Source organism: Streptomyces sp. NPDC006208 (assembly GCF_040613775.1).
Classification (GTDB): Bacteria; Actinomycetota; Actinomycetes; order Streptomycetales; family Streptomycetaceae; genus Streptomyces.
The window spans coordinates 41,661-67,228 of sequence record NZ_JBEXSW010000039.1 but is presented as its reverse complement, the minus strand read 5'-3'; the positions used below and the strand labels follow the sequence as shown (position 1 = coordinate 67,228).

General features: G+C 68.4%; 22 protein-coding genes and 1 pseudogene. 11 read left to right on the top strand and 12 right to left on the bottom strand.

Annotated elements, in window-relative coordinates; all coding sequences use genetic code 11:
- Nucleotides 1–288: 288 nt before the first annotated feature.
- Nucleotides 289–1,146: an LLM class flavin-dependent oxidoreductase gene (locus tag ABZ208_RS28270; protein WP_356912274.1), complete on the top strand. Its 858-nt coding sequence runs from the start codon at nucleotides 289–291 to the stop codon at nucleotides 1,144–1,146.
- A 119-nt stretch (nucleotides 1,147–1,265) separates the two neighbouring features.
- On the opposite strand, the gene ABZ208_RS28265 is transcribed toward ABZ208_RS28270, so the two are convergent.
- Nucleotides 1,266–2,252, bottom strand: a complete 987-nt coding sequence (locus ABZ208_RS28265; RefSeq protein WP_356912273.1) for an NAD-dependent epimerase/dehydratase family protein — start codon at nucleotides 2,250–2,252, stop codon at nucleotides 1,266–1,268.
- 312 nt (nucleotides 2,253–2,564) lie between these two features.
- Here ABZ208_RS28265 and ABZ208_RS28260 point away from each other — a divergent pair, with 312 nt between their 5' ends.
- Both ABZ208_RS28260 and ABZ208_RS28255 read left to right on the top strand, forming a co-directional pair.
- Nucleotides 2,565–2,990 carry a hypothetical protein gene (locus ABZ208_RS28260; RefSeq protein WP_356912272.1) on the top strand — a complete coding sequence of 142 codons (426 nt, stop codon included), beginning with the start codon at nucleotides 2,565–2,567 and terminating at the stop codon, nucleotides 2,988–2,990.
- Nucleotides 2,991–3,702: 712 nt separating this feature from the next.
- Nucleotides 3,703–5,220 (top strand): FAD-binding oxidoreductase, encoded by a 1,518-nt coding sequence (locus ABZ208_RS28255; protein WP_356912271.1) that lies wholly within the window; start codon nucleotides 3,703–3,705, stop codon nucleotides 5,218–5,220.
- A gap of 278 nt (nucleotides 5,221–5,498) precedes the next feature.
- Here the strand turns inward: ABZ208_RS28255 and ABZ208_RS28250 are convergent, their stop codons facing one another.
- Together ABZ208_RS28250 and ABZ208_RS28245 are read right to left on the bottom strand one after the other, a co-directional pair.
- Nucleotides 5,499–6,794, bottom strand: coding sequence for a cation:proton antiporter (locus tag ABZ208_RS28250; protein WP_356912270.1), 1,296 nt, complete (start codon nucleotides 6,792–6,794; stop codon nucleotides 5,499–5,501).
- A gap of 96 nt (nucleotides 6,795–6,890) precedes the next feature.
- Nucleotides 6,891–7,379: a hypothetical protein gene (locus ABZ208_RS28245; RefSeq protein WP_356912269.1), complete on the bottom strand. Its 489-nt coding sequence runs from the start codon at nucleotides 7,377–7,379 to the stop codon at nucleotides 6,891–6,893.
- Nucleotides 7,380–7,505: 126 nt separating this feature from the next.
- Between ABZ208_RS28245 and ABZ208_RS28240 the strand changes: the two genes are divergently transcribed.
- The gene (locus ABZ208_RS28240) at nucleotides 7,506–7,967 is read left to right on the top strand and encodes a MarR family transcriptional regulator (RefSeq protein ID WP_356912268.1); all 462 of its coding nucleotides are present in this window, start codon (nucleotides 7,506–7,508) and stop codon (nucleotides 7,965–7,967) included.
- A 10-nt stretch (nucleotides 7,968–7,977) separates the two neighbouring features.
- Here ABZ208_RS28240 and ABZ208_RS28235 read toward each other — a convergent pair whose 3' ends face one another.
- The 4 genes from ABZ208_RS28235 to ABZ208_RS28220 all read right to left on the bottom strand — a co-directional run bounded on the left by ABZ208_RS28235 (nucleotide 7,978) and on the right by ABZ208_RS28220 (nucleotide 14,558).
- The gene (locus ABZ208_RS28235; RefSeq protein WP_356912267.1) at nucleotides 7,978–9,000 is read right to left on the bottom strand and encodes a methyltransferase; all 1,023 of its coding nucleotides are present in this window, start codon (nucleotides 8,998–9,000) and stop codon (nucleotides 7,978–7,980) included.
- 14 nt (nucleotides 9,001–9,014) lie between these two features.
- Entirely contained in the window at nucleotides 9,015–10,637 is a 1,623-nt protein-coding gene (locus ABZ208_RS28230) for an FAD-dependent monooxygenase (protein ID WP_356912266.1), read from the bottom strand.
- A 662-nt stretch (nucleotides 10,638–11,299) separates the two neighbouring features.
- On the bottom strand, nucleotides 11,300–13,723 hold the full coding sequence (locus ABZ208_RS28225; protein ID WP_356912265.1) for an ATP-binding protein: 2,424 nt from the start codon (nucleotides 13,721–13,723) through the stop codon (nucleotides 11,300–11,302).
- Between the two features lie 553 nt (nucleotides 13,724–14,276).
- Nucleotides 14,277–14,558, bottom strand: coding sequence for a Scr1 family TA system antitoxin-like transcriptional regulator (locus ABZ208_RS28220; RefSeq protein ID WP_356912264.1), 282 nt, complete (start codon nucleotides 14,556–14,558; stop codon nucleotides 14,277–14,279).
- A 142-nt stretch (nucleotides 14,559–14,700) separates the two neighbouring features.
- Between ABZ208_RS28220 and ABZ208_RS28215 the strand changes: the two genes are divergently transcribed.
- Nucleotides 14,701–15,258, top strand: coding sequence for a methyltransferase dimerization domain-containing protein (locus tag ABZ208_RS28215; protein WP_356912263.1), 558 nt, complete (start codon nucleotides 14,701–14,703; stop codon nucleotides 15,256–15,258).
- On the opposite strand, the pseudogene ABZ208_RS28210 reads toward ABZ208_RS28215, so the two are convergent.
- A pseudogene (locus ABZ208_RS28210) lies at nucleotides 15,165–15,542 on the bottom strand (VOC family protein); the annotation flags it as partial. The gene ABZ208_RS28215 and the pseudogene ABZ208_RS28210 overlap by 94 nt on opposite strands.
- A gap of 154 nt (nucleotides 15,543–15,696) precedes the next feature.
- Here ABZ208_RS28210 and ABZ208_RS28205 point away from each other — a divergent pair.
- The 4 genes from ABZ208_RS28205 (at nucleotide 15,697) to ABZ208_RS28190 (ending at nucleotide 19,796) form a co-directional block, all read left to right on the top strand.
- On the top strand, nucleotides 15,697–16,161 hold the full coding sequence (locus ABZ208_RS28205; RefSeq protein ID WP_356912262.1) for a hypothetical protein: 465 nt from the start codon (nucleotides 15,697–15,699) through the stop codon (nucleotides 16,159–16,161).
- A 165-nt stretch (nucleotides 16,162–16,326) separates the two neighbouring features.
- The gene (locus ABZ208_RS28200) at nucleotides 16,327–17,343 is read left to right on the top strand and encodes a methyltransferase (protein ID WP_356912261.1); all 1,017 of its coding nucleotides are present in this window, start codon (nucleotides 16,327–16,329) and stop codon (nucleotides 17,341–17,343) included.
- A gap of 102 nt (nucleotides 17,344–17,445) precedes the next feature.
- Complete coding sequence (locus ABZ208_RS28195) at nucleotides 17,446–19,041, top strand: FAD-dependent monooxygenase (RefSeq protein ID WP_356912260.1); 1,596 nt, start codon at nucleotides 17,446–17,448, stop codon at nucleotides 19,039–19,041.
- A 68-nt stretch (nucleotides 19,042–19,109) separates the two neighbouring features.
- On the top strand, nucleotides 19,110–19,796 hold the full coding sequence (locus ABZ208_RS28190; protein WP_356912259.1) for an SDR family oxidoreductase: 687 nt from the start codon (nucleotides 19,110–19,112) through the stop codon (nucleotides 19,794–19,796).
- Between the two features lie 84 nt (nucleotides 19,797–19,880).
- Here ABZ208_RS28190 and ABZ208_RS28185 read toward each other — a convergent pair whose 3' ends face one another.
- Nucleotides 19,881–20,789 (bottom strand): oxidoreductase, encoded by a 909-nt coding sequence (locus ABZ208_RS28185; protein ID WP_356912258.1) that lies wholly within the window; start codon nucleotides 20,787–20,789, stop codon nucleotides 19,881–19,883.
- Nucleotides 20,790–20,836: 47 nt separating this feature from the next.
- Between ABZ208_RS28185 and ABZ208_RS28180 the strand changes: the two genes are divergently transcribed.
- Nucleotides 20,837–21,538 carry a hypothetical protein gene (locus ABZ208_RS28180; protein ID WP_356912257.1) on the top strand — a complete coding sequence of 234 codons (702 nt, stop codon included), beginning with the start codon at nucleotides 20,837–20,839 and terminating at the stop codon, nucleotides 21,536–21,538.
- Nucleotides 21,535–21,843, top strand: a complete 309-nt coding sequence (locus ABZ208_RS28175) for a winged helix-turn-helix domain-containing protein (RefSeq protein ID WP_356912256.1) — start codon at nucleotides 21,535–21,537, stop codon at nucleotides 21,841–21,843. The genes ABZ208_RS28180 and ABZ208_RS28175 overlap by 4 nt, the downstream gene beginning before the upstream one ends.
- Nucleotides 21,844–21,918: 75 nt before the next feature.
- On the opposite strand, the gene accC is transcribed toward ABZ208_RS28175, so the two are convergent.
- From accC to accD, 3 genes are read right to left on the bottom strand one after another with little or no spacing between them, the layout of a single operon-like run.
- Nucleotides 21,919–23,262, bottom strand: coding sequence for an acetyl-CoA carboxylase biotin carboxylase subunit (gene accC, locus ABZ208_RS28170; RefSeq protein ID WP_356912255.1), 1,344 nt, complete (start codon nucleotides 23,260–23,262; stop codon nucleotides 21,919–21,921).
- Nucleotides 23,263–23,264: 2 nt separating this feature from the next.
- Nucleotides 23,265–23,852 carry a biotin/lipoyl-containing protein gene (locus ABZ208_RS28165; RefSeq protein WP_328393724.1) on the bottom strand — a complete coding sequence of 196 codons (588 nt, stop codon included), beginning with the start codon at nucleotides 23,850–23,852 and terminating at the stop codon, nucleotides 23,265–23,267.
- On the bottom strand, nucleotides 23,849–25,543 hold the full coding sequence (gene accD, locus ABZ208_RS28160; protein WP_356912254.1) for an acetyl-CoA carboxylase, carboxyltransferase subunit beta: 1,695 nt from the start codon (nucleotides 25,541–25,543) through the stop codon (nucleotides 23,849–23,851). The genes ABZ208_RS28165 and accD overlap by 4 nt, the downstream gene beginning before the upstream one ends.
- Nucleotides 25,544–25,568: the final 25 nt, after the last annotated feature.

Sequence of the window (25,568 nt, the reverse complement as noted above, 5' to 3'; positions counted from 1 at the left end):
CCCCGAGGGCGTTGCCGTCGGGGGCCGGGCCCGCCCCTACGGAGTTGACGTGCCCGGGGACCTCGCTCCCCGGGGGCACTCGCACGGGGCGCCTTGGCCTATGCCCTTCCGGGCCGTGCGGCCCGACTCCCCGGGCGGGCTGCATGTTCCCGACCGGGTCCATCACTGAGCCCGCCGACGGCGGGAGCCTTCCGCCCCGGAATCCAGCCCCGCCGGTGATTGCGGCGCAGGGCCCGGAACAGCCCCGGGGTTTGCCGAACCAGTGGACCGACGAACAAGGAGAGCCCCGTGGAAATCGGAGTGGGCCTGCCCACCACAGTGCCGGACGTCGACGGACGGCGGCTCGTCGACTGGGCCCGTCTGGCGGAGAACCACGGGTTCTCCAGCCTCGGCACGCTCGACCGTCTGGTGTACGACAGTTACGAGCCGCTCACCTCGCTCGCCGCGGCCGCCGCGGTGACCGAGCGGATCCGGCTGACGACGTCCATCCTGCTGGCCGCCTACCGGCCCGGCACTCCCCTGCTGGCCAAGCAGCTCGCCACGATCCACGAGATCTCGGGCGGGCGGCTCACCGTCGGCGTGGCGGCCGGCGGCCGTGACGACGACTTCCGGGCCACCGGCGCCCCGTACCAGGACCGCGGACGCCGCCTGGACGGCATCCTGACGGAGCTGCGGGAGGTCTGGGCCGGCAAGGGCCCGGTGCCGGGGATCGGGCCGTTCCCCGCGGGCGAGGGACCTCGGATCATCGTGGGCGGTCACACGCCGGCGGCGATGAAGCGTGCGGCCAGGTTCGCCGATGGGTGGATCGCGGGCGGCAGTTCGGCGACCGCATACGCCGAACTCGCGCGACAGGCGAAAGCGGCCTGGCGCGCCGAGGGACGCGACACCGAGCCCAAGCTGGTGGCGCTGGTGTACGCGTGCCTGGGGCCGGGCGCGCAGGAGACCGCCGAGTCGTATCTGCGGGCGTACTACTCCTTCATCGGACCGAAGGCGGAGATGGCGGCCAAGGCGGTCATCACCGACGAGGGCCGGCTTCGGGAGACCGCGGCGGCCTATGCCGCGGCCGGCTGCGACGAGCTGCTGGTCTTCCCCTGCACCGCTCAGGCGGACCAGCTGGAGCGGCTGGCCGGGGCGACGCTCGGCTGAGGTCCGGGTCGCCCGGGCCACCCGTACGCCGACAGTGTCCACTCCCCCGCGCACCCGGGACCGCAGGCGCCGCAGGCGAAGCCCCCGGTGTGCGGGGAAAACGGGGGAGGACAAAGCCGTCAGCCGAGAGCGTCGAGCAGCTCGCGCTCCCGCCGGGCACTGAGGCCGGCCCGTCGCGCCCGGTCCAGGCCCTGCTCGCGTTCCCAGACCAGTGTGTCGGCCAGCAGCTCCGCCGGGGGCCGATGACGGAGCCCGGCGGCGCGCGCCGCCGACCCGTTCCGGGCCGACCACCCTTCCCAGCCCGGCTCGGTCAGCCACATCGGCAGCGACTCGGCCCCCATGTACTCGGCCACACCGTTCGCGAGCAGCCATGCCGAGTCGGTGGCGACCACCGGACCGGTGTGCCCGCCGACAGTACGGGACAGCTCGATCCACTCTCCGAACGGAACGACCGGACCGACCGCGTCGTAGGTGCCGGTGCTCCCCTGCTCCGCGGCGTCGAGCAGCCAGGCGGCGAGGTCCCGCACGTCGACCGCCTGTGTCGGCATGGCCGGTGCATCGGGCACCAGCATCGGCCCGTGCGGATCACGTGCGGCACGGGCCACCCAGTAGCCGGAGCGTCCGCTGTGATCGCCCGGGCCACCGATGAGACCGGCACGTGCGATGAGAAGGCGGTCGCCCACGGCGGCCGCCGACGCCTGCTCGCAGGCGGACTTCGCCTCGCCGTACGACGCGCGGTCGACCTCGCTCCGGTCGGTCGGAGCGAGAAGGGCCGCGGACTCGTCCGCGTCCGGCTCGGCATGGGAGGCATAGGCACTGACGGACGAGACATAGGCCCAGTGCCGGGCCCTGGAGCCCAGTACGTCGAGCGCCGCACGGACGAAGCCCGGCTGCCATGACACCTCGACGACCGCATCCCAGTCGCGCTCGAGCAGTGGCTCGTACGCCGAAGGGTCGCGCCGGTCGGCGGCCACCAGCGTCGCTCCGTCCGCGACGTCACCGCTGTTGCCGCGAGCGAGGCACGTCACCCGATGGCCGCGCTCGATCGCCTGCCGCGACAACTCCCGGCCCACCCAAGCTGTTCCGCCCAGAACCAAGATCTCCATCCCGACACCCAAGCACCTCGAGCACCGACCGCCCAGGCAGGTTCGCCGACAGCGGACCCGATGCCGGCGGACGCGCCGGCCGGCCGGTGGTTGGGCCGCTTGTGAACGCCGGTCCTCCCGCGGGACGTTGCCGCATGCCCTCCGGCCCCCGTACGTGTCCGGGACGCGCCGTGGCAACGTCTCTGACCAGGCTGGACACCGGCGGCCTGTCCGGGACAGCCGTCTGCTGTTCCGCCCTCGGCGACGCCGGTGCCAAGCTCGCTGCCGGCCTGATCGACCGATCAGGCGGATCGAGAGGACGGGGAAAGGCCGATGAAGAGCAGGAGCCGCGTCATCACCGGATTCGGTACGGCAGCAGCAGCAGTGAGCGTTCTTGCCCTGAGTGCCGGATCGGCGTCGGCGGGGCCTGTCAGCGAGAGCGTCGTGTCGTGGGACTCGCCCAAAGGCGGCTGGGCATCCGCCGATGCCTACGTGTCCGTCGACGGTGTCTTCCTCGACGTCTGTGACGGTGGGAAGCCCGACGGACGCCGCGCGGTGGGCTATCTGTACTTCGGCACCGAGCTGGTCATGTCGGAGCAGGCGGCGGGCGGGACCGGATCCTGCTCGCCCCCGCGTACGAGCATCGGCTGGATGGACGGGGCCGGCTACTTCACGGTGAAGGCGTGCACCCGAAACGGCCCCGGGGGGACGGACCAGGGCTGCAACAGTTGGCGGTTCTCTTTCGGCGGAAAGCTGTAGGGGCACCGGCGGCCGCTCCACGGCCGAGCGCACGGTGGCCCGCGGCAGCGCCGCGGGCCACCGGTTGTCTCCCGTGCCCGGCAAAGCCAGCAGTCCGGGCTATGGACCTTGCCCTTCCGGGCCAGTGCGACGAGGCCGTTTCTCAGCTCGTCCTTCATCGACTCGGTCGCCGCGGGCAGGACTTCGGCCGAACGCGTCCGCGCCGCGCTCGTCGTCACAGCGTCGGCCACACCGGTGTTCCCCATCCCGACGGCAGCACCACCCGACCTCGGAGCAGCGGAACCCGGCGCCGAGCCGATGCGACAACCGGGCCGTCGGCCTGCCCCCATCAGCCACAGAACACGAAACGGTCCGCCGACTGAGTCGGCGGACCGTCACGAAAGATCGAGGTGAAGACTCCACCGGCCTTTGCCGAGACGCCCCCCCGAGCGGCAATTGGGGCCATGACACGCGCCCTATGGAATGACCGCCACTGCTCCAAAAATATGGATATTAGGTTTCCACTGGATCCGCATGGCTAAATATTGACCGCCTGCATATGTCATTCTTCAACGCGTTTCAATCGACCCCAACGAGTGTGTTGGGATAACTTCGTCACCGGTTACCCCTGTTACTCTGCGGGCCCAGGAATCGTCCACAAAGGATTGAACGCGCCATCTGGTGGATAATTTTCGTCGCCAACTGGCGTATCCGGGTCGAGAGGATACTCACCATGCACGACTTTTCGCGTCGCGTCCTGCTCAAGGCGACGGCTGTTGCCGGCGCCGGCGCGGTCGGTGTTCCGGGTGTTGCGGCTGCCGCAGGCGCACCGGGCGCGAGCACCGCGAGTCAAGGACCGGGAGGCGGCGTGAAGTGCCCGCCGGCCGAGCTGACCGGCCGCATCGTCCGCCCCACCGACGCCGGGTACACGGATGCGCGCCTCGGCTGGGACCAGCTCTTCTCTCACTATCCGCTGGTCATCGTCTTCGCCCAGAACACCCAGGACGTGGTCAACGCCCTGACGTGGGCGCGGCAGAACGACGTCGCGGTGCGGGTGCGGAGCGGCCGGCACGCCCTTGAGGGCTGGTCGAACGTCGACAACGGTCTCGTGATCGACATCAGCGAGTTGAAGTCGGTCGACATCGACACCGACTCTGGTGTCGCGACGGTCGGCGCCGGGCTCAACCAGCTGGAAGCGGTGACCACGCTCGCGAAGCAGGACCTCGCGGTGACCACCGGAACGGAGGGCAGCGTGGGCCTGTCCGGTGCGACACTCGGCGGCGGCTTCGGCTTCCTCACCCGCTGGCTCGGCATGGCCTGCGACAGCCTTGTGGGGGCTGAGATCGTCGTTCCGTCGGGTGACGAGTGCGCCAAGGTGATCCGTGCGGATCGGAAGAAGAACGAGGACCTGCTCTGGGCGCTCCGCGGAGCGGGCAACGGAAACTTCGGGATCGTCACGTCACTCACCTACAAAGTGGCTCCGCTGAAGAGCGTCGCTTACCTCCAGGCGACGTGGCAGGGCATCGGGGACCTCGCTGATATCTTCGAGGCGTATCAGCGTACGGCACCGTTCGTCGACCACCGCCTCGGAACGCAACTTGAGATCCACAGAAACCAGATCTTCCTGTTCGGGGTTCTCGCCGAAGGAACGCCGGAAGAGGCGGAGCAGTTGCTCGCACCGATCCTGTCGATCGACAGTCCCGACGTCTCCGTTCAGGTCGGTAACTGGGGCGACGTATATGCGGGATTCCAGATTCCGGTCGAGGACGAACCCGCGAACTGGAAGTTCTTTTCGCAGTTCACCAGGAAGCCGTTCCCGAGCGAAGCGATCAGCGTGGTCTCCTCGTTCATCCAGAACGCCCCGACGGATGACAGCAACTTCTTCGTCCAGGCCTTCGGCGGGGCGGTCAGGAAGAGCCCCCGCGGCGGCACTGCGTTCCCGCATCGCGACGCGCTTTTCTACTCCGAGCCCGGCGCCGGCTGGGGGACTCGTGGAGACGAACCGGGCGTCTGCGACCCGCTCACCCCAGTGGCCCAGACCTGGATCGCGGAGTTCAGCCAGGCCTTGCGGCCCTACGTGAACGGTGCCTACGTCAACGTGCCGAACATTGGGCAGCAGGATTGGGAAACTGCCTACTGGGCTGACAACTTCGACCGGCTGCGCAAGATCAAGGCGCAGTACGACCCCCGCAACGTCTTCCAGTACGAGCAGAGCATCCCGCCCGCCACATCCGGCCACAAGCGCCCGTGACAAGCATCGGCCAGGAGGCACCTGTCGGCCCTGCCTGAGATGAGGGCGCAGTTCCAGCCTCGGCTCTTTCTCGTCGAGTTGGACTGCGCCCCCGGTCTCGATCCTTCGTGATGGCCCCCGACGGAGTCGGGGTTGCGTCCTGAGAAGTGGTGTACCAGTTCCCAGCTGATTCGGGCGCTCCAAGCAGGTGTTCTGAACCCAGGCACGGTGATGACAGGCCTCGGTGCCGAGGACCAGCTACCGGTGATCAGCGAGCACCCGGTCACCGTGGATCCCCGTCACCGCCTCGGGCTGCTCGCCGAGGCGACGCGCCGATCCTCCCCGGCGGGGGGATCGCCCGCGGAGTCGCCGTAGTCACCGATCGCCTCCGTACTGCCTGCGCGCCGCTTGAACAGATGCAGCAGCGGGCCGGCCATCGCCGTCGTCACCAGGGCCATGACCACCATCAGGGAGTACAACGCCGGGTCCAGGACGCCGAGTTGGAGGCCGATGGTGAGAATGACGATCTCGGTGAGCCCTCGGGTGTTCATCAGGGTCGCCAGCACACCGCTCTGAAGGGCCGGTACGCCGTTGGCCCGGGCACCGACGAAGGCGCCGATGAACTTGCCCGAGATCGCCACGAGCAGGATGAGGCCGAGCTCCCCCAGGCCCTGCAGCCCGGTGCCCGACAGGTCGACCTTCAGGCCCGCGACGACGAAGAACGCGGGAAGCAGGAGCAGCCGGCTGAGGTGCTCGAACCGGTCGACGACCTGGACCCGGACCAGCTCCGAGGTCTGGCGCGGCATGACCACGCCGAACAGGAAGGCGCCGAAGACGAAATGCACGCCCAGCCACTCGGCCGCCCAGCAGGACAGCATCAGACCGCCGAGCACGACGATGAGCCGGTCGGAGGTGATCCGGCCACCGCTCCTGCGCTCGTCGAACAGCAGCCGAAGGCCCGGCTTGACCAGGAAGAACATCACGGCCAGATAGACCGGTGCGAGCAGCATCGACCACTGGTCGCCACCGCCCGAGACCGTCACGACCACGGCCAGCATCGACCACGCGACAATGTCGTCGAACGCGGCGCTGGCCAGGGCGATCCCGCCGATCCGGGTCCGGCCCAGCCCGCTGTCGGACAGGATCCTGGCCAGTACGGGAAAGGCGGTGACGGACATGGCCGCACCCATGAACAGCACGAATCCGGTGTGACTGACGGACTCATGACGTTCACTCAGATGCAGGGCCAGCAGCCCACCGAGAGCGAACGGCAGAGCGACGGAGCACAGTGAGACACTCGCCGCCACCTTCCCCTTGCCGCGCATCAGCGCGAGGTCCAGTTCGTAGCCGATGACGAACATGAACAGCACCAGGCCGAGATTGGCCAGGGCGGCCAGCAGTGGCCGGATGTCGGCGGGGAAGAGGAAGTCGGCGATCGCCCCGTTCAGCAAGGACGGGCCCACCAGGATGCCGGCGAGGATCTCGCCGACCACGGGCGGCTGCCCGAGCCGGCGAGCGGCCGCGCCGAGCAGCCTGCTGAGCACCAGGATGGCCGCGAGTCCGACGAAAAGGAACTGAAGTTGATGAGGAGTCATGAACACGCCCCCTGAGCGCCTGCGAAGTGCTGACGGCGGGGTCCGGCAGCAGCTGTCACGACGCTAAGGGGGCGCGCTCAAGGGTCTGTTGAAGGATCAGACGTTGTCCCTCGGAGTGCCCTCGCGGACACTCTCGGGGGCGTGGACCGTCGGCAGCGTGCCGTCCCGGTGTGCCGTACGGCAGTCGTCGACGAACTCGCGGGAGAACATCGCCGTGAGTGTCGCGACGCCGCCGCGGACGATCCGGATCTCGCTGCGCCTCAGCACACCGGTCAGCCGCAGCCGCCGGCCGCCGGATGCGGAGTGCCGCTGCGCGTCCTTGACCTCGGACCGGCCCTCGTACGCGAGCCCCGACTCGTCGACGACGGTGCCGTCCGGCACGAGGATCTTGAGGATGGAGCGCTCGGCGGTGATGCGGACCTCGAGGTCGCCCTCGGGGATCTGCGCGGAGCGCAGGTCCACGTGGACCGAGCCGCGTCGGGCCGTGACCTCGACGGTGCGGGAGTCGGTCCAGTGCCCCAGCCGCTTGACGTTGGTGTAGTAGGCCTCGATCTGTGCGGTGGTGCCGTTCTTCTGGGTGTTCATCGCAGTGTTCCTTCCGGGAACCCGGGCAACGACCCGATCGTGATGGTCAAGGGTTGACTTCGCTTGGCGCTCGACTATCTTGATTTCCAAGCTATCGATATTTATCTTGAAGGTCGAGTTACTTGGATGTCAAGTGATAACGGGAAAAATCTTCAGCAGGAGCTCGCCACCGAGATCCGGGCGCTCCAGACGGCCGTCGACTCCTTCGACGCCGCTGCCGCCGAACGCCTCGGTGTGGGCCGCACCGATCTGCACGCCCTGGACGTCCTCATGCAGCGCGAAAGCGCCGCACCCAGCGAACTGGGTGCGGCGCTCGGACTCACCACGGGCAGTGTCACGGCCCTGCTGGACCGCCTGGACCGGCTCGGCTATCTGACCCGCTCCCCCGACCCCAAGGACCGGCGCAAATCGATCGTGCGGCCGACCCCGAAGGCCGTACAGGCCGTGGAGGAGATCTTCGGCCCGCTCGCGGTCGACGGGTTCCAGCAGGTCGCCCGCTACAGCGCCGAGCAGCTCGAGCTGCTGCTGGACTTCATGCGCAGCAGCCGCGAGCTGCAGGAACGGCACCTCGAGCGGATCCGGTCATGAGACGAGGACATCAGTCCTTGTGGGCCACGACCAGGGTCACGTCGTGCCCGAGTGAGGTGTGGGTGACCTCGGCATAGCCGGCCTCCCGCATCCACTCGGCGCACTGCTCGAACCGGTAGCCCTTGCCGTGCGGCGTCATCAGCTGCAGGTTCAGGCTGCGGATCAGATTGCGCAGATAGCTCTCGTCGTCGTCGACGATCACCGGGTCCCACACCAGGAACGCCCCGCCGGGGCGCACCGCGGCGAAGGTGTTCTTCACCAACTGCTTGCGCTGCTCGTCGTTCCAGTCGACCAGCGCGTGCCCGATCATCAGCACATCCGCCTGCGGCAGGGCGTCGGCGAAGAAGTCACCGCCGTGGTAGCGGACCTTGCCGGCCATGCCGATGTCGGCCATGTGGGCGGCGAAGTCCCCCTCCAGCTGGGGCAGGTCGAAGACGCATGCGTCCAGATGAGGATGCGCCTTCGCCAGACCGGCCAAGACGTTGCCTCGGCAACCACCCAGTTCCAGCACGGAGTTGTACTTCGCCCAGCCGAACGACTCGGTGAGCGCCGGGATGAGCGGGCGGCTGGCGTCCTCCGCCATGCCGACCAGCCCGTCCTTCTTCTCGTCGCTGTCGTACAGCTCACCGAACATGTCCTCGCCGGTGTACGTGGCCGCCTGCGGTGCACCCGTACGCAGGGCCTCACCCAGCTTGTCCCACGCCGGGTACATGACCTGGCCGGCGATCTTCAGGAAGCCGCCGAGATATCCGTCGTCGCCGGGGACCAGGAACTGCCTCGCCGCCCGGGAGTTGGAGAACTCCCCGCCCGCCGAACGCTCCAGGAAGCCCAGTTCGACCAGCGCGGCCAGGAAGTGGTCGGTGCCCCTGGTGTGCAGGCCCAGCCGCTCCCTGATCTCCTCCTCGGTGCCCGGCCGCTCGGCGAGCGCGGTGAACAGGCCGATCTCGATGCCCGTCAGCACCAGCCGGGCCGGCTGGAAGGCCATGGCCTGGGCCAGCACGGCGCCGGGATGCGCTACGGCGTCCGCGGTCATCTCCACCTCTCCTCTCACGGTGCCGTGACGGCAGCGGTCTCGACGCCCGAGGCCCGGGCGAGGACGTCCGCGAGCACGCTCTGCGGATCATCGGCGCCACCCTCGGACCGCCAGGAAACGAAGGCATCCGGGCGTACCAGCACCGCGCCGCCCGCGCCGATTCCGTAGACCTCGGCCCAGTCGCGGTCGGTGGGCGTGAGCTCCGCGCCCTTGCCGACGGTGTGCGTACGCAGCGGAATGCCGAGCTTCTCCGCGAGCGGCACCGCGGCCTGCGCCCAGGCGCCGCCCTCGGGACCGGTCAGCAGCACGAACGAGTCCCAGAACAGGTCGATCGTGGAGATCGTCTCGTCGCCCCGCCTGAGCCAGACATGCGGCGCCCGGGTGCCCGGCTCACCGGTGAGCTCCAGATCCGGGGTGAGCACCTTGGCGCCCTCGGCCCCGACGATGGAGGTGGAGCGGTACCGGTAACCCAGCGTAATGATCACGTCGTCGACGAAGTCCGCGCGGTCCTGCTCGGTGGAGTACCCGTGCCGGATGCGGTTGCGCACCAGCGCCTGCTCCGACATGGCGGTGCCCAGCGGACGCCGCTCGGCGTCGTAGGTGTCGAGCAGCGCCTCGGTGCCCCAGCCGTGCTGGACTGCGGCAAGCTTCCACGACAGGTTGTGCGCGTCGTGGATACCGGTGTTGGCGCCGAAGCCACCGGCCGGGGGGTGTACGTGGGCGGCGTCGCCGGCGAGGAAGACACGGCCGGCGCGGAAGGTCTCCGAGACCAGCTGGGCGCCCTGCCACGGCACCTTGTCCATGATCTCGACGTCGATGTCCTTGCCGGAGGCCCGGCGGACGATCTCGATGCACCGCTCGTCGGTGTAGTCCTCGGGCTTCTCGCCCTTCTCCGGGTAGTAGATGGGCGCGGCCAGCCACGGGTCGCAGCCGTGCAGCCGGGACAGGCCCATCAGCGTGCCACCCGCGGAGGCGTAGCACAGGATGAACTTGGTGTCCTTGAGCAGCACTTCGAGCTCGGGCGCCCGGAAATAGATGCTCAGGGCGTTGAAGACCGTGCCACGGCCGACGCGCTTGACGCCGAGGGCCTCACGGATGCGGCTGCCCGCTCCGTCGGCGCCCACGAGGTAGTCGGCACGGATGGTGATCCGCTTGCCGGTCCCTCCCTCCTCGGCGATGGCGGTGACGCCGTCGGCGTCCTGCTCGAACGAGATCAGCTTGGTGTTGAAGCGGACGTCCGCGCCGTACTCCTTGGCCTTGGCCACCAGCACCTTCTCGTACCGGTCCTGGCCACAGCCCATCACCCGCTCGGGGCTGACCGTCTCGCCGTCCAGTGACGGCGACTCCAGCAGCTCCGCGTTGTCGATGTCCGCGAACGTCTCCACCTTGATGATTCCGCCCTCGAAGTAGGCGTGGGAATCACCCATTTCGAGCGCACGGATGTCCTTACCGAGTCCCGCCGCGCGGAACAGTTCCATGGTGCGGGCCTGCAGACCGGGAGCGCGGGGGAGCATGGAGGTGCTGTCCCTCTTCTCCAGGAGCATCGTCCGCACGCCACGCCGGCCGCTGAACAGCGCCGTGGACAGGCCGACGGGACCACCACCGACGATCAGCACCGGGATCTTCACGTCATACATGCATATCCCCTCTGGGCAAGCTGGGCTTCCGCCGGGATCCCTCCACGGCACCCCTGATGAGTAGCCACTTCGACTTGAGAGGCAGTGGAGATGCGGCGGTGGCCACCGGTGCCACCGAGGGCCCGGGGCCTTCTCCGGCCGCTCCGGTACGGCGGTCCGGACGGACGCTGTACGTCCACTGCTGCCAGGTCAGGGCCACTGACCGCAGTTTCGTGAACGCTCTTCCGGGTGTTGGGGCCGCCGAGTTGGCAGGGCCCCCGATTCCTGACCGGCCAAGCAGCCGGCGCGTGCCTCAAGGGCCGTAGCCGTCTGCTCGCGCCAGTCCGCGTACGCGGCCCAGTCGGCTTCGCTCGGCTTCAGTTCAGGATGGGCCCGCAGGCCATCGACCGGCCTCTCAGCTTGGGCGGCTGCGACGGGTCGGGGCCGATTCCCGTGATGACCTGCATGCATGGCTGCTTCGAGGTCTCGGTGGGCGTCGGCGCTTTCACCGCGGGTCCCCGGCCTCATTGACATAGTCCTATGAATTCTCGTGCTCGTCAGTCCTGAATACGCATCTCTCGTGGGTCGTACACGGCGTTCACCACGAGGGCGACTGCGACAACTCATCGGCGGCCTCGTCGTCAAGGCCAGGCGCGTGCACGCCCTTCTGCAGCCGGAGTGATTCAATCGTGATTCGGCGTCTGACGCAGAGTCTCCACGATCATATTGGTCGCCCTGCGAAAGGCATCGACCCAGTCTGCGGGTTGATCCCCGACTGCAATTCGGACGTTGTCGCCTTCCAAGTTACCGTAGAATTGTTGGGCTACGCCCTTGTCGACGATGAGCAGGACAGGGATTCCGCATGCGCGCGCAGCTCCTTTCTCTTCGATTACCCAAGTGGAAGCGATTGACCCCCCATCGCCCGCTATCTTGTCGCGAGGCGTCAGGACTCCGACGAACATGGAAGAAGACCTGATCCGGCGAAGTATCTGCTCAGACAGCGATCCGGCGGCGTCCACCTGCCCATCGATGACCGATATCCCTCGGTCCTGAAGCAGATGCTTGAACGTTTGGACAAGTTGAGCTGTCGGCTCATCGTACCCATAGGCGAGAAATACCGTTCCGTCTTCCCTCTTCAATATCCCACTCCTGAGAAGTTCCGCTTCCTTTTCCCCTACTCGCTTCTGGGCCTCGGAGACCATTTGACGCAGTCGAGCCAACTCTGAATCCAGATCCGTCGAGCGCCGCAGGAAACTGAGCATCAGGCTGGACAGACTGGGCGCCATTTCAGCGATGACACGAGTGTTCGCGTCACCGAACACCAGGACCGACATGAAGTAGATTTGCTTGAGCGCCAATTTTATGTGCGAGTCAACACCGTGTTCTCTGGCATAGCGCAGGATTTCCTGCACCAGGATATTGTTGGCATTGATGCACAGGGTGTAAGGGCGATAGTTTCCCGGACTGGCTGCGCCCACGAGTAGCTGTATGACTTCCTCCCGCCCCTCGGGCGTGGACCAGTCCAACTCTCTGTCATGGCCGTCCTGCTCGCCAACCGGTACGATCACCCCAGCCAGCTCCGAGGGCTCGAATTTACTCAACCGAGCGTTGTAACCGAGTGCGCGGTAGGTCTCTGAGATGATCCTGGCGTCGTCAGCGTCGCACTCGAAGTTCAGGACATACTCAAGTCCTTCCTCTATGGGGACCAGCGCAAGAGACGAGTTGTCAGCCCCGTATTGCTGGAGAAAATCGCGCTCATAGAAGTTTCGCGCGTCGATGAAGTGGAGCCCGCGTTCATCGAAGAGCAGGCTTTCCTGCACCCCTGCACTTTCATGGCGTCGGAATCCCTGTGCGAAGTAGAAGAGAACCTTCTTGCCGCCCTCTTCGATACATTTCCCTTGCGTAATTGCAGTTGCAAGGGACATCCGTTCCCCGCCGATGCGGAATGGGATGATGTCTCGCACTGCCCGGTAGAAATCTCCCTCGCCATAGCGCGCATCCTCCACTGCGGATCGCATGATGTCTTCTGCGTGGATATCAAAAACACTGTTCCAGCGCTGCCGTATCCGGGATCTACGGTCTGATAGGTCACGTACCATGGCTTCAGTCAGCTTTCCCGCTACAACCTTCTTGACCGCCCTCCATGTCGTGTTCTTCATCACGTCGTCGCGGCCAAGCGTCAAATCAAGATCTGGGCACTCGATACCCCCGAGAACGAAGCGCGCCCATGAGGGAAGGCCATCCCTGATCTCGCCGACGTAGAGACCTGACGTATAAACCCGAGGCTCTTCACTCCAAAACTGCTGATCAGGGATGGCGAGGTATCCGGAGATACTCAGGTGCGGTACGGATTCTGAGCCGATGATAACCGGGCCATCGTGATCGATGTAGAAGTTCACCAGCGGCCTTCTGTTGAAATTCGAACGCAGATAGGCGTCGGCAAGACCTTGATTGTCTGTATCGCTCCAGGGTGGCAGTTCATGGTTTGCCGGTAGAGCCGAGCTGTTGATGTAGTAGGGCGTTCGAATGAACGGGCAATATTTCGCAAGCGCCTCGGTGATGGTCATGGTGTTGATCTTGTTGCGGAACTCCTCCTTAAGGACAAGCGTGACGGTCGTGCCTCGGGACAAAGGCTTCGGGCTCGGCCGCAGATCGTAGTAGCCGTCTCCTTTCGAGTGCCACAAGGACCCAGGCCCGCTTTCTTGCTGATGGCGAGTTTCAATGTGAACATCATCGGCGATGATAAATGTTGAAAGAAAGCCGATGCCGAACTGCCCGGCGATTCCTCGTGCCGGCTTGAAATGCTTCCTCTCCAACTCCTTTCGAAGCTCTGCCTTCGTGGACGAGGCGATGGTGCTCAATACCTCTTTGAGACACCTTTCATCCATCCCGATTCCACTGTCAGTGATTGATAACCTGTGATTCTTGGAGTCGACGGAAATGTCGATTCGTCCTTTTGGTGCACCCAGGAGACCTTCTGCGAGAATGCATGCATCGTTGGCGTTCTGCAGGAGTTCTCGCAGTGAAATGGTGGGATCGTTGTAGAGATTTAGACCTAGGCGGCGGGTCAGTTCGGGAATGTTCGTTTCGAAACCGTAACGCGCCATGCGTATTTTTCCTTGGTTATCGAGTCTCGAGTGGGCGTGGTCGGCGGAATTTATGTGCCCGTGAGGTTTAGCGCGGTGCCCTGACCCCCTGCCGCCTTAGGTATTTTGGCATGGTTTCCTGCGTGGCCACCAGGGCCATTCACCTGATCATCCAGAGCCTTCGCACGGTTCCAGCGATCTCGGATAGTGCACTAGTTCGAAACTTCAATCGTCAGAGATCATGCGGTACTTGGAAGTGCCGGTGTGCGTCTACGAAGGTCGACGCAGACTTCATGACCGAGTCAAGACGGGGCCCCGCTGGTGTCAGAGATCTTCGCTGGCGGCCGCGAGGCCTTCCCTGACCTGGCGGTGGACTCGTGCTCGGCGCGGCGGCAGGGAGCGTCGAAGCACGCGTGTTGAGCTGCGCGAAGATCGCAGTTCCACGACGCGCATGGGGGCGCGCGCGGCGTCGACTCCGTGGCAGCGATGGTCCTTCGTGCGGGCGGGTGTCTTCTACGGATCGGGGGCGAGGGCTCTCAACTGGTCAAAGACTTCTGGGGAGTTCCCGACATCGTCAACGACCTCTTGCGTCCGGGGTGTGCGCCGGGCGACAACGGCAGGAGCTGCACAGTGATGTGCAGCTGCTCGCCGGCGCCCGCGGACGGTCGTGCATCACCTCCGCCGGGCCGACCGTCCGGCGCAGCACCGCTTCGTCGAGGATCGCCCAGAGTCGGGCCGAATGCTCGCCGCCCGAACTGAGCGTGAGTGCCCAGGGTGTCGAGCACCTCTCGTACCCGTCGGTGCGGGCGACCTGGCGTGCGTCGGCGCCGGCGGCCTGCGGCTGTGTCCGTTCCACCTGCCGCTGCGCCTGTTCCTCGGTCGCGACCCGCGGCCTGCTTCCCCAGTCCCTCTTGAGGTGACCTCAACCCGGGAATCGGGATTCTCCGCCCAAGCGGCCTGGCGCCAGGCCATGCGCCGTGTTGGAAGGAGTCCTGCGCATGACGCAAACCAGCCCGGACGTCAGCACGTCGGCCGGAATCATCCGGCTGAGCAACGCGTTCTGCGACGCCAAGGCGCTGCTGACCGCTGTCGAACTGGACCTGTTCACGACGCTGCACAACAAGGGGACCTCCACCGAGGAGGAGATCCGCAAGGAACTCGGCCTGCACGGACGCGGGCTGAGCGACTGGCTGAACCTGCTGACGGCGCTCGGTCTGCTGGAGCGTGCCGACGGCGGCTACCGCAACGCCCAGGGCGCGGACCGGCGCGGGGCCGACGGCGGAGGCGGCCGCCTCGCGCCACGCCGTGGCCCCGGGCACCGCGAGACGGCTCACCCAGGCGGATCTACAAGAGCCAACTGGGTCGGCGACGGAGCTACCGACCGCCACGAGGCCCGGAGGGGCGGTAGCGGGCCGGGGGGCGGTGCTGGGGTTGCGGTACGGAGCAGTTACTGCCGGCCCGCGGCCGCGCGCTCGGCCGCGCTGCGCTCGACGCAGAACTCGTTGCCTTCCGGGTCCGCCAGAGTCGCCCAGCCCGTGCCGTCGGGGCGGCGGTGATCGGCCACCAGGGTGGCGCCCAGGGCCAGCAGCCGCTCGATCTCCTCGTCCCGGGTACGGTCCTGCGGCTGCAGATCCAGGTGCACACGGTTCTTGACGGAGGCCGCCTTGCGCTCGGGGACCGTCACGAACAGCAGCGTGGCTCCCGGCGATTCGATCAGCGCCTCCTCGTCGCCCGGGTGGTCGTCGTCGGCCAGCGGCGAATCGAGGGCCTCGGCCCAGAAGCTGCCCAGACCGTAGGCGTCGGCGCAGTCGATGGTTATGTGTCTCACCAGGGAAGCCATGCACGCCACTATGTCCGGGCAGCCCACCGGCTTTCAACTTTCGTCTCCTGGAGCACCGGTTCGGAAGACGCGTGCGTTCCGTTCAGTTCCCCTCGCTGCGTGAAATCCCGAGGCCAGGGGCAACGTGCGGCCGCCGGCCCGCGTCCTTCTGGGCGTGATCGAACTCGTCGACGACCCGTCCACCCCTGAAAGCCACGAAGAGACCGTGCGGCCCGGCCCTCTGTGGCGCCACGCCGTGTGGGTGGCCGGCATCACCGTCCTTGGCGTAGGCCTGGGTTGGGCCGGCGCTCTGTACCGTATAGGCCCCGAGCAGTACGGGCTGCCGTCCGCCGCTCCGGGGTCGGTGTGGCCGTATCTGGCCGCCTGGACCGCGACCGGCCTGGCCGCGGCAACCGCACTGCGGGCCGCCGCCGCGAGGGTCCCCGTCTACGCCCCGGGGCGGGTCGCAGGCGTGCTCACCCTCCTGGGTACCCGGCTCTCGCTGGGCTGGCGGCCGGAAGCGCCCCTGCTGGGCGCGATGGCCGCGGCCGTACTGACGGCGGCGGTCATATGGTGCGCCATCGCGCTGCGCCCTGCCTCCCCTGGCAACCGTGGCAGGGGAGTTACGTCCGGCGGGTGAGGCGGCGGATGTCGCCCCCGCATCCGGACCTCGAGCCGGGACGGGCCGGGCGACCCGCGGCCTGCTGCCCCAGTCCCTCTTGAGGTGACCTCAACCCGGGAACGGGATTCTCCGCCCAAGCGGCCTGGCGCCAGGCCATGCGCCGTGTTGGAAGGAGTCCTGCGCATGACGCAAACCAGCCCGGACGTCAGCACGTCGGCCGGAATCATCCGGCTGAGCAACGCGTTCTGCGACGCCAAGGCGCTGCTGACCGCTGTCGAACTGGACCTGTTCACGACGCTGCACAACAAGGGGACCTCCACCGAGGAGGAGATCCGCAAGGAACTCGGCCTGCACGGACGCGGGCTGAGCGACTGGCTGAACCTGCTGACGGCGCTCGGTCTGCTGGAGCGTGCCGACGGCGGCTACCGCAATGCCAAGGGCGCGGACACCTACCTCGTGCGCGGTGAGCGCACCTGGGTCGGCGGCTTCCTCGAGCGCTCCAACCGCAACCTGTACCCGGCGTGGGGCCGGCTCGGTGAGGCCCTGCGCACCGGTGAGCAGCAGTCCGGCAGTCACTTCGACGTGGTGGTCCAGAACCCGCACATCCTCAAGCAGTTCGTCCACATGATGGACGCCCTGACCCATGTCGTGGGCCCCGAGCTGGTGGGCAAGTTCGACTGGTCGAACTCCCAGTCCGTCCTGGACGTGGGCGGTGCGCGCGGCAATCTCTGCTCGATCATCGTGAAGAACCAGCCGCATCTGGAGGGGCATGTCTTCGACCTGCCTCCGATGGAGCCGCTCTTCGACGAGCACGTGGGGAGCTACGGGCTCACCGGCAAGGTCCACTTCCACGGCGGCAGCTTCTTCACCGACCCGCTGCCCGTGAAGGCGGACGTGGTGACCATGGGCCACGTGCTGCACGACTGGGACCGTACGCAGCGCGGTGAACTGGTGGCCAAGGCGTTCGACGCGGTCAACCCCGGCGGCGCACTGATCGTCTACGACCGGATGCTCGACGACGAGCCGGACCACGTCGAGAACCTGGTGATCAGCCTGGACATGCTGCTCGTGACCGACGGCGGTTCCGAGTACCCGACCTCCGAGCTCCTGGAGCACGCGAAGAACGCCGGCTTCGCCTCGACCGAGGTCAAGCCGCTCAGCGACTACGACACGGTCGTCATCTGCCGCAAGGCCGCGTGAGCGCGGCCGCGTTCGGCAGCCCGGCAGTGCGGTACCGAGGCACCACCGCATTGCGGCAGTACGGCGGTACGGCAGTCCCGATCCGAGGAAAGGAATCCGTCCATGAGCAAGACCACTGAGGAGGTCCCGGTCCTCGTCGTCGGAGGCGCCGTGACCGGGCTGTCGACCGCGGTCTTCCTCGGCTGGCACGGGATACGTTCGCTGGTCGTCGAACGGCACCCCGACACCCTCAGCCACCCCCGCTCGCGCGGTGTCAACCCGCGCACCGTCGAGCTGTACCGGCAGGTCGGGCTCGAGGACCGGATCTGGTCCGAGGCGAGCCTCGCCACGGACTTCAGCAAGCTGCTGATGATCCGTGCCGAGACGCTGGCGGGCCCGGAGATGTTCAGCGGGCCGACGGACCAGCCCGACCCGAGCGGTTCGGTCAGCCCGTGCGAGTGGGCCCCGATCGACCAGGACCGGCTCGAGCACCTGCTGCGCGAGCGGGCCGGGGAGCTCGGCGCCGAGCTGGCGTTCTCCACCGAGCTGGTCTCCTTCGAGCAGGACGGGGACGGCGTCACCGCCCTACTGAAGGACACCGGTACGGGCGTCGAGCGCACGGTCCGGGCGAAGTACCTCGTGGCCGCCGACGGCAGCCGCAGCCCGATCCGTACGAAGCTGGGCATCGAGTGCGACGGGCCCGGTGAGTTCGCCACCACCGTGTCGGTGCTCTTCGAGGCCGATCTGAGCAAGGCGGCGCGGGGCCGTCCGGTCGGGGTCTGCTACCTCGACAAGCCGGCACCCTCGACCATCCTGTTCGCGCACGACGGCCAGAAGCGGTGGATCTTCGCGACCGGGATGCCGCCCGGCGAGAGTCTGGACGACATGACCGAGGAGAAGGCGGTCGAGCTGGTGCGGGCGGCGATCGGCGAGCCCGACCTGGAGGTCGGGATCATCGCCCAGCTGCCTGCCGGCGGGGCGAAGTGGCTCAGCTTCGTCATCGGCGCACAGGTGGCCCGCAACTACCGCCGGGGCCGGGTCTTCCTGGTCGGGGACGCGGCCCATCTGGTGCCGCCCACCGGCGGGTTCGGGGCGAGCCTGGGCATCCAGGACGCGAGCAACCTGGCGTGGAAGCTCGCCGCTGTCATCGACGGCGAGGCCGGTGAGGAGCTGCTGGACACCTACCAGGCCGAGCGGCACCCGGTCGCCTGGATGACGCTCCAGCAGGCCCTCGGGATGATGCAGGAGCGCACCGGGGACGACGCCGAGGGCCAGGACGCGGCCGAGGCGTACGGCACCACGGTGTTCGGCTACCGCTACAGCGCGGGACCGCCGGTCGCGCCGCAGAACCTCAGCGGCGAGCCGGGGACCCGGGCGCCGCATCTGGAGCTGGACCGCTCCGGCACGAGCATCTCGGTGCTCGACCTGTACGGGCGCTCCGCGGTCGTGGTAACCGCCGAGGACGGACAGGCGTGGGTGGACGCGGCGAAGGCAGTCGCCGACGAGCTCGGCATCACCCTGGCGGCGCACCGTATCGGCGGCGCCGGGGCGGAGTTCACCGCGTCCGGCAGCGTGGCGAAGACGTACGGCATCGAGTCCGGCGGCGCGGTCCTGGTGCGTCCCGACGGGTTCGTGGCCTGGCGCTCGCCTGCCGGGTCCGCCGACCCGAAGGGTGAACTGGCCGCTGCGATTGGCCAGTTGCTGTCCCGTACCGACTGAGTGAGCTCAATGGGCCCGGCATCCCCGCCCCGGGGGTGCCGGGCCTTCGACCTATGGAGGCTTGTGTCATGGCAGTTGTTCCCCGCACCGCGCTCGTGACCGGCGGCAACCGCGGACTCGGTCTGGCGGTCGCGACGCTGCTGCACGCCCAGGGTCACCGGGTGGTGGTGGCCGCACGGGAGGAGGAGACGGCCCGCAAGACGGCCGAGATGCTGGGCGGGAGTGCACGGGGCGTCGGGCTGGACATCACCGACGCCGACTCCGTGGCACGTGCCGTGGAGTGCACCGGGCCGGTGGACGTTCTCGTCAACAACGCTGGTGTGCAACTCGACTGGGGCAAGGCACCTTCGGAGATCGGGCTGGAGCTGGTGGAGCAGACGCTGCAGGTCAATCTGCTGGGTTCCTGGCGGGTCGCGCAGGCCTACGTTCCGCGGATGGTCCGGGCCGGCTGGGGGCGCGTCGTCAATGTCTCCAGCGGCACGGGGACCTTCACCATCGGCATCGCGCCGCAGTGCCCCGCGTACTCGGTGTCCAAGGCCTCCCTGAACGCCCTGACGGTGATGCTGGCCAAGGAGACGGAGGGTTCGGGAGTGCTGGTCAACGCGGTCAATCCGGGACTTGTCCGCACCCGGATGCGCCCGGAGGCCGAGCAGTCCCCCGAGGCCGCGGCCGAGGCCGTCGTCCGCGCGGCGAATCTGCCCGACGACGGACCCTCCGGCGTTCTGTTCCGCCGCGATGCAGTCGTCGGCTGGTGAGCGGGTCCGGTGACGGGTGAGTGGTAGCGCGGCGCGATCAGCGCGGGCGTCCGGGCCGGCGGCCTCCGGACAGCGGGCCCAGCCTCAGGCTCCGCGCCGGTGGAGCAGGTCCAAGGCGGCCAGTTCGTCCTCGGAGAGGCGCAGTGCGCCTGCGGCCACGTTGGCGACGAGATGGTCCAGGTCGCCGGTACCGGGAATGGCCAGCACATGCGGCCCGCGGTGCAGCGTCCACGCCAGTCGCACCTGCGCAGCGCTCGCACCGTGCGCCTGTGCGACGGCGAGTACCTCGTCGCTCTCGGTGCCGCTCGCGCCCGCCTGGCGCCCTGTGCCGGCGATCGAGTAGAACGGCACGAACGCGACGCCCTGCTCACCGCAGGCACGCACGAACTCGTCGTGGTCGGGCCGCACTCCGATGCCGTACTGGTTCTGTACGCAGACCACCGGCGCGATGGCCCTGGCCTCGGCGAGGTGTTCCGGGGTGACGTTGGATATGCCCAGGTGGCGGATGAGCCCGGCGTCGCACAGTTCGGCCAGTGCGCCGAAGCGCTCGGCGATCGAATCCGTTCCGATGATGCGCAGGTTCACCACGTCGAGGTGGTCGCGGCCGAGCTGACGGAGGTTCTGCTCGACCTGGCCGCGCAGCTGGTCCGGGGTGGCGTGGGGCAGCCACTCGCCCGAGGGGGCGCGGCCCGGCCCGACCTTGGTGGTGATGACGAGATCGTCCGGGTACGGGGCCAGGGCCCGGTTGATCAGTTCGTTGGCGGATCGCAGGGGCGAGAAGTAGAACGCGGCGGTGTCGATGTGGTTCACGCCGAGCGCGACCGCGCGGCGCACCACGCCGAGCGCCCGGTCCCGGTCGCGCGGTACGGCGTCGGGCACCAACGCCTCGCCGGTCTGGGGCAGACGCATCGCGCCGAAGCCCATGCGGTTGATCTTCAGGTCACCGAGTTCCCAGGTGCCCGATGCGGCCGCGTTGATCGTCTCTGTGGTCATGCCCAGGATGATCTCCTCGCAGTACGGTGGCCGCCATTGATTCGGACATGGATGAATCCATGGAGGCGGTCGTGCTGGCGGAGTTGGCGTTTTCCACGAGTGATCTGGCGCAGATGCGGTTCGCCGTCTCACCCATGTGGGAGGTCGGGCCCAGCTTCCGGCTGCTGAGCTCAGGCTCCGTGCATCCCGTGCACCGGCCCTGGCTCGAGCAGGTACGGCCGCGGGTGGCGGCCGCCGGCCTGGACCGGGGCTGGCTGGCCGAGTTGGTCCCGCCCTCGGGTTACGTTCCCGACTTCCTCAATCCGGCGCCCGCCGGGCCGGCCCCCACACTGGCGCAGGAGCTGGCGAGGATCCTGACCTCTTCCCCCGCCCAGGTACGCCAGGACCTTGACCGTCTCAGGCACGAGCAGGGCCGTCTCGGTCCCCGGTCGCGGACGCTGTACGCCGAGCCACAGGCTCGCCTGGCCCGGGTGACGGAAGAGGTCGAGACCTACTGGGAGCTGGCGCTCGCTCCCTACTGGGCACGGATCCGAACCGTGCTCGACGCCGACGTCTTCCACCGGGCACGCCAGGTCGCCGAGCAGGGCACGGGCCACCTCTTCAACGATCTGCACCCGTCGGTGAGCTGGAACGACAACGCGCTCCGGCTGGCCCGACGGCAGCCGGCCCTGTCCCGCAGGACGGCGGGCGCGGGGCTGGTGCTGATTCCCTCGGCCTTCACCGGGCCGGGCCTGTTCACCCCCGGGTGACGCCGCCGGAGCCGCCGCAGCTGGCCTACCCGGCGCGCGGCGCCGGCTCGCTGTGGGAACCCCGGCGAACCACCGGAACCGCCGCCATCGCCGCCGTGCTCGGCCGCTCCCGGACCCTACTGCTGACCGAACTGGAGACCCCGGCCTCCACCACGGAACTGGCCCACCGTACGGGGCTCTCCCCGGCAGGGGTGTCCCAGAACCTCACCGCGCTGCGCGACGCGGGCCTGGTCAGCGCACACCGAGCGGGCCGCTCGGTGCTCTACGCCCGCACCTCGATCGCTGATTCCCTCCTCGCCGAGTGATCTGCGCAGCGACCGGCTCGGCCGCGGCCGGTCCCACAAGACGATCGGCCAGTCCGTCCGGTGCCGTGATTCACCTCAGGGGCGCGCGTCCAGGAACGATGTGTCGTGCTTGCCGTTACGGAAGGCGGGGTCGGCGATGACCTCGCGCAGCAGCGGAATCGTGGTGTGCACGCCGGGCCCGGAGATCCGGAACTCCGCCAGTGCCCGGTCCATCCGGTCCAGTGCCGCCTCCCGCTCGGGCGCCCAGGTGATGACCTTGGCAAGCAGGGAGTCGTACTGCGAGGGCACCCGCCAGCCGGCGTAACCGTGGGTGTCGACGCGGACGAACGGGCCGCCGGGCGGCACGAATTCCTCCAGCGTGCCCGGGCACGGTGCGAAGTTGCGCGCCGGGTCCTCGGCGTTGACCCGGCATTCGACGGCCGCGCCGCGCGGTACGAGGTCCTCCTGGGCGTAGCCGAGGGCCTGCCCGGCGGCGACCCGGATCTGCTCGCGCACCAGGTCGACGCCGAAGACTGCCTCGGTGACCGGATGCTCCACCTGGATGCGGCAGTTCATCTCCATGAAGGAGAACCCCTCGTCGTGGACGAGGAATTCGAAGGTGCCGGCTCCGGTGTAGCCGACGGCGCGGGCGCCGCGTACCGCGGCCCGGGCCATCGCGGCGGTGAGTTCCTTGTGCAGCCCGGGTCCGGGGCTCTCCTCGATGAGTTTCTGGTGGCGGCGCTGCACGGAGCAGTCGCGCTCGCCGAGGTGCAGGACGCTGCCCTGGCCGTCGGCGAGTACCTGTACCTCGATATGGCGGGCGCTGTCGCAGAAGCGCTCCAGATAGACCCGGTTGTCGCCGAAGACGGCCTGTGCGGTGGCCCTGGTCTGGCGGTAGGCGGGCAGCAGGTCGCTCTGCTGCCGTACGACTGTCATGCCGCGGCCACCCCCGCCCGCCGCGGCCTTGATGATGAGCGGGAAGCCGATGCGCGCGGCAAGGTCGGTGGCCTCGGCGGCGCTGTCGACGGTGCCGGGGCTGCCGGGAAGCACAGGCAGCCCGGCGTCGGTCATCAGCTCCCGGGCGACGGCCTTGTCACCGAGCCGGGAGAGCACCTCGGGCCTCGGGCCGATGAACACCAGTCCGTTGTCGGCGCAGATCTCGGCGAAGTCGGGGTCCTCGGAGAGGAATCCGTAGCCGGGATGCACCGCGTCGGCCCCGGTGCGCATGGCCGCCTCGATGATCGCGGGCGCGGAGAGGTAGCTCTTGCGCGGCATGCCGGGGCCGATCTGTACGGCGGTGTCGGCGGCCCGCACATGCGCGCTGTCCTTGTCGACGGTGGAGTGCACGGCGACGGTGCGGATGCCCATCTCCTTGCAGGTCCTGATCACGCGCAGCGCGATCTCGCCGCGGTTGGCCACCAGGATGGTGTCGAAGGTCACGGTCACCCCTCCCCCGCGCGGCCCGCCGGGCCCTCGGGGTCGAGGAGCACCAGCGCCTGCCCGTACTCGACGGCGGCGCCGTCTGCGACCAGGATGTCGACGACGGTGCCGGCCCGGGTGGCCTCCAGCGGGTTCATCAGCTTCATCGCCTCGACGATGCCGAGCTGCTGGCCGACCTCGACGCGGTCGCCGGGACGGACGAAGGGCGGGGCGCCGGGGGACGGAGCGAGATAGAACGTGCCGACCAGGGGCGCGCATTCGTGGTAGCCCTCGACCGTCTCCTCGACGGGCGGGGCGGCGGTGGGCCCCTCACCCTGGGGGGCCTGCCCCTCCTCCCACTCGACCTCGATGCTGGCGGCGCCCAGACTCACGCGCACCCTCCTGGGGTGGTTGGAGCCGACTCGCACGACGTCCGCGATGCTGCGGCAGATGTCGGTGAGGGCCAGGGCGCTGGTGTCGTAGTCCAGACCGCTGAGCGGGTCGTCGGTCCGGGGATTGCGGAGGCTCTCCTTGGTCACTTCGCTCATGGGTATCTCTCCGTAGTACCTGCCGTTGCCGATGCCGTGACCACCTGCGAAATAGCTGGTCACGTCCGTGTCCCCGGGTCGGGGGCCAGACCGAAGGCGCGGAAGCGCCGGCGCCGTCCGGCCGGTGAGGTGGTGCGGCCGCGCAGCTCGCGCAGCGCCACGACAGTGGCGCGGCGTACGGTGTCACTCATCGCCGTGGTGTCGGTGTGGCCGCCGCCCTCGGGCTCGGGGATGACTCCGTCGACCACTCCGAGACGTAGCAGCGAGGCGGCGTCCAGGGCGAGTTCGTCGGCGGCCACGGCGGCCTCGGCGGCGTTCTTCCACAGGATGGCCGCGCAGCCTTCGGGACTGATCACCGAGTAGGTGGCGTTGGCGCACATCAGCACCCGGTCGGCGACGCCGAGGGCGAGTGCTCCGCCGCTGCCGCCTTCGCCGGTCACCACAGCCACCACCGGCACGGGCAGTGATCCCATCAGCCGCAGGTTCTCGGCGATGGCGACCGACTGGCCCTTCTCCTCGGCGGTGAGGCCCGGGTAGGCGCCGGGGGTGTCGATGAGGGTCACCACGGGGATGCCGAGCTTGGCGGCAAGCCGCATCAGCCGTGCGGCCTTGCGGTAGCCGGCCGGGGAGGGCATGCCGAAGTTGCGGCTGACCAACTCGGCGGTGGTGTGGCCTTTCTGATGACCGATCACCATTACGGGAAGTCCGTCGAGGCGGCCGACGCCGCCGACGATCGCGGAGCACTCCTCACCGGCCCGGTCGCCGTGCAGTTCGACGAAGCCGTCGAGCCAGTAGCCGATGTGTTCGAGTGCGGTGGGCCGGCCGGCCTCACGTGCCAACTGGACGCAGTCCCAGGCGGGCAGCTGGTCGAGGAGCTGGCTGTCCCGGACGACGGGGTCCTCCTCGCCGGCGCCCCAGTCCGGACCGGGTTCCTCCGCGACGGCGAGCAGTCTGCTGAGCCGGGCACGCAGTTCGGTACGCGACCACACGTCGTCCACCAGACCGTGCTCCAGCAGGAATTCGGCGGTCTGGAAACCGTCGGGCAGTTTCTGGCGGATGGTCTGCTCGATGACGCGCGGTCCGGCGAAGCCCATACGGGCGCCCGGTTCGGCCACCACCACATCGGACAGGGTCGCGAACGACGCGGCGACGCCCCCGTAGGTGGGGTCGGTGACCAGGGTGACGGTGAGCAGACCCGCCTCGTCGAGTTCGGCCAGGGCGTTGCTCGTCTTGGCCATCTGCATCAGCGAGAGCGCCCCCTCCTGCATGCGTGCTCCGCCGGAGGCGGTGACGATCAGCAGGGGTACGCGGTCGTGCAGCGCGGTCTCGGCGGCCGTGGTGATCGCCTCGCCGGCCGCCACGCCGAGGCTGCCGCCGAAGAACCGGAAGTCCATGACGGCGGCGACCAGCGGCCGCCCCTCGATCCGTCCGCGGACCACCAGTACGGCGTCCTGCTGTCCGGTGCGGGCCCTGGCCTGCTGAAGGCGGTCCGCGTACGGGTGCTGGTCGACGAAGTCCAGCGGGTTGACCTGGGTGGCCGGCACCGGCACCGCCTGGGGGGTGCCGGTGTCGAAGAGCTGCTCGATACGGCTGGGCGCGTCAAGTCGGGCGTGCGCACCGCACTCCGGGCAGACCCGCAGCAGACGCGCGTAGCGTTTGCCGTAGACCAGGGAGCGGCAGCCGGAGCAGGAGACCCAGGCTGCCTGCTCGTCGGCCGCGGTGGTGCGGCCAACGGGTTGAACCGTGATGGTCATGAACGGGGCCTCTCTTCCGGATCGG

Bases quoted from the DNA above. Each gene is read 5' to 3' on its own strand.
- ABZ208_RS28265 (WP_356912273.1), bottom strand. From the start codon at position 2,252: ATGGAGATCTTGGTTCTGGGCGGAACAGCTTGGGTGGGCCGGGAGTTG.
- ABZ208_RS28260 (WP_356912272.1), top strand. From the start codon at position 2,565: ATGAAGAGCAGGAGCCGCGTCATCACCGGATTCGGTACGGCAGCAGCA.
- ABZ208_RS28255 (WP_356912271.1), top strand. From the start codon at position 3,703: ATGCACGACTTTTCGCGTCGCGTCCTGCTCAAGGCGACGGCTGTTGCC.
- ABZ208_RS28250 (WP_356912270.1), bottom strand. From the start codon at position 6,794: ATGACTCCTCATCAACTTCAGTTCCTTTTCGTCGGACTCGCGGCCATC.
- ABZ208_RS28245 (WP_356912269.1), bottom strand. From the start codon at position 7,379: ATGAACACCCAGAAGAACGGCACCACCGCACAGATCGAGGCCTACTAC.
- ABZ208_RS28240 (WP_356912268.1), top strand. From the start codon at position 7,506: ATGTCAAGTGATAACGGGAAAAATCTTCAGCAGGAGCTCGCCACCGAG.
- ABZ208_RS28235 (WP_356912267.1), bottom strand. From the start codon at position 9,000: ATGACCGCGGACGCCGTAGCGCATCCCGGCGCCGTGCTGGCCCAGGCC.
- ABZ208_RS28230 (WP_356912266.1), bottom strand. From the start codon at position 10,637: ATGTATGACGTGAAGATCCCGGTGCTGATCGTCGGTGGTGGTCCCGTC.
- ABZ208_RS28225 (WP_356912265.1), bottom strand. From the start codon at position 13,723: ATGGCGCGTTACGGTTTCGAAACGAACATTCCCGAACTGACCCGCCGC.
- ABZ208_RS28215 (WP_356912263.1), top strand. From the start codon at position 14,701: ATGACGCAAACCAGCCCGGACGTCAGCACGTCGGCCGGAATCATCCGG.
- ABZ208_RS28200 (WP_356912261.1), top strand. From the start codon at position 16,327: ATGACGCAAACCAGCCCGGACGTCAGCACGTCGGCCGGAATCATCCGG.
- ABZ208_RS28195 (WP_356912260.1), top strand. From the start codon at position 17,446: ATGAGCAAGACCACTGAGGAGGTCCCGGTCCTCGTCGTCGGAGGCGCC.
- ABZ208_RS28190 (WP_356912259.1), top strand. From the start codon at position 19,110: ATGGCAGTTGTTCCCCGCACCGCGCTCGTGACCGGCGGCAACCGCGGA.
- ABZ208_RS28185 (WP_356912258.1), bottom strand. From the start codon at position 20,789: ATGACCACAGAGACGATCAACGCGGCCGCATCGGGCACCTGGGAACTC.
- ABZ208_RS28180 (WP_356912257.1), top strand. From the start codon at position 20,837: ATGGATGAATCCATGGAGGCGGTCGTGCTGGCGGAGTTGGCGTTTTCC.
- accD (WP_356912254.1), bottom strand. From the start codon at position 25,543: ATGACCATCACGGTTCAACCCGTTGGCCGCACCACCGCGGCCGACGAG.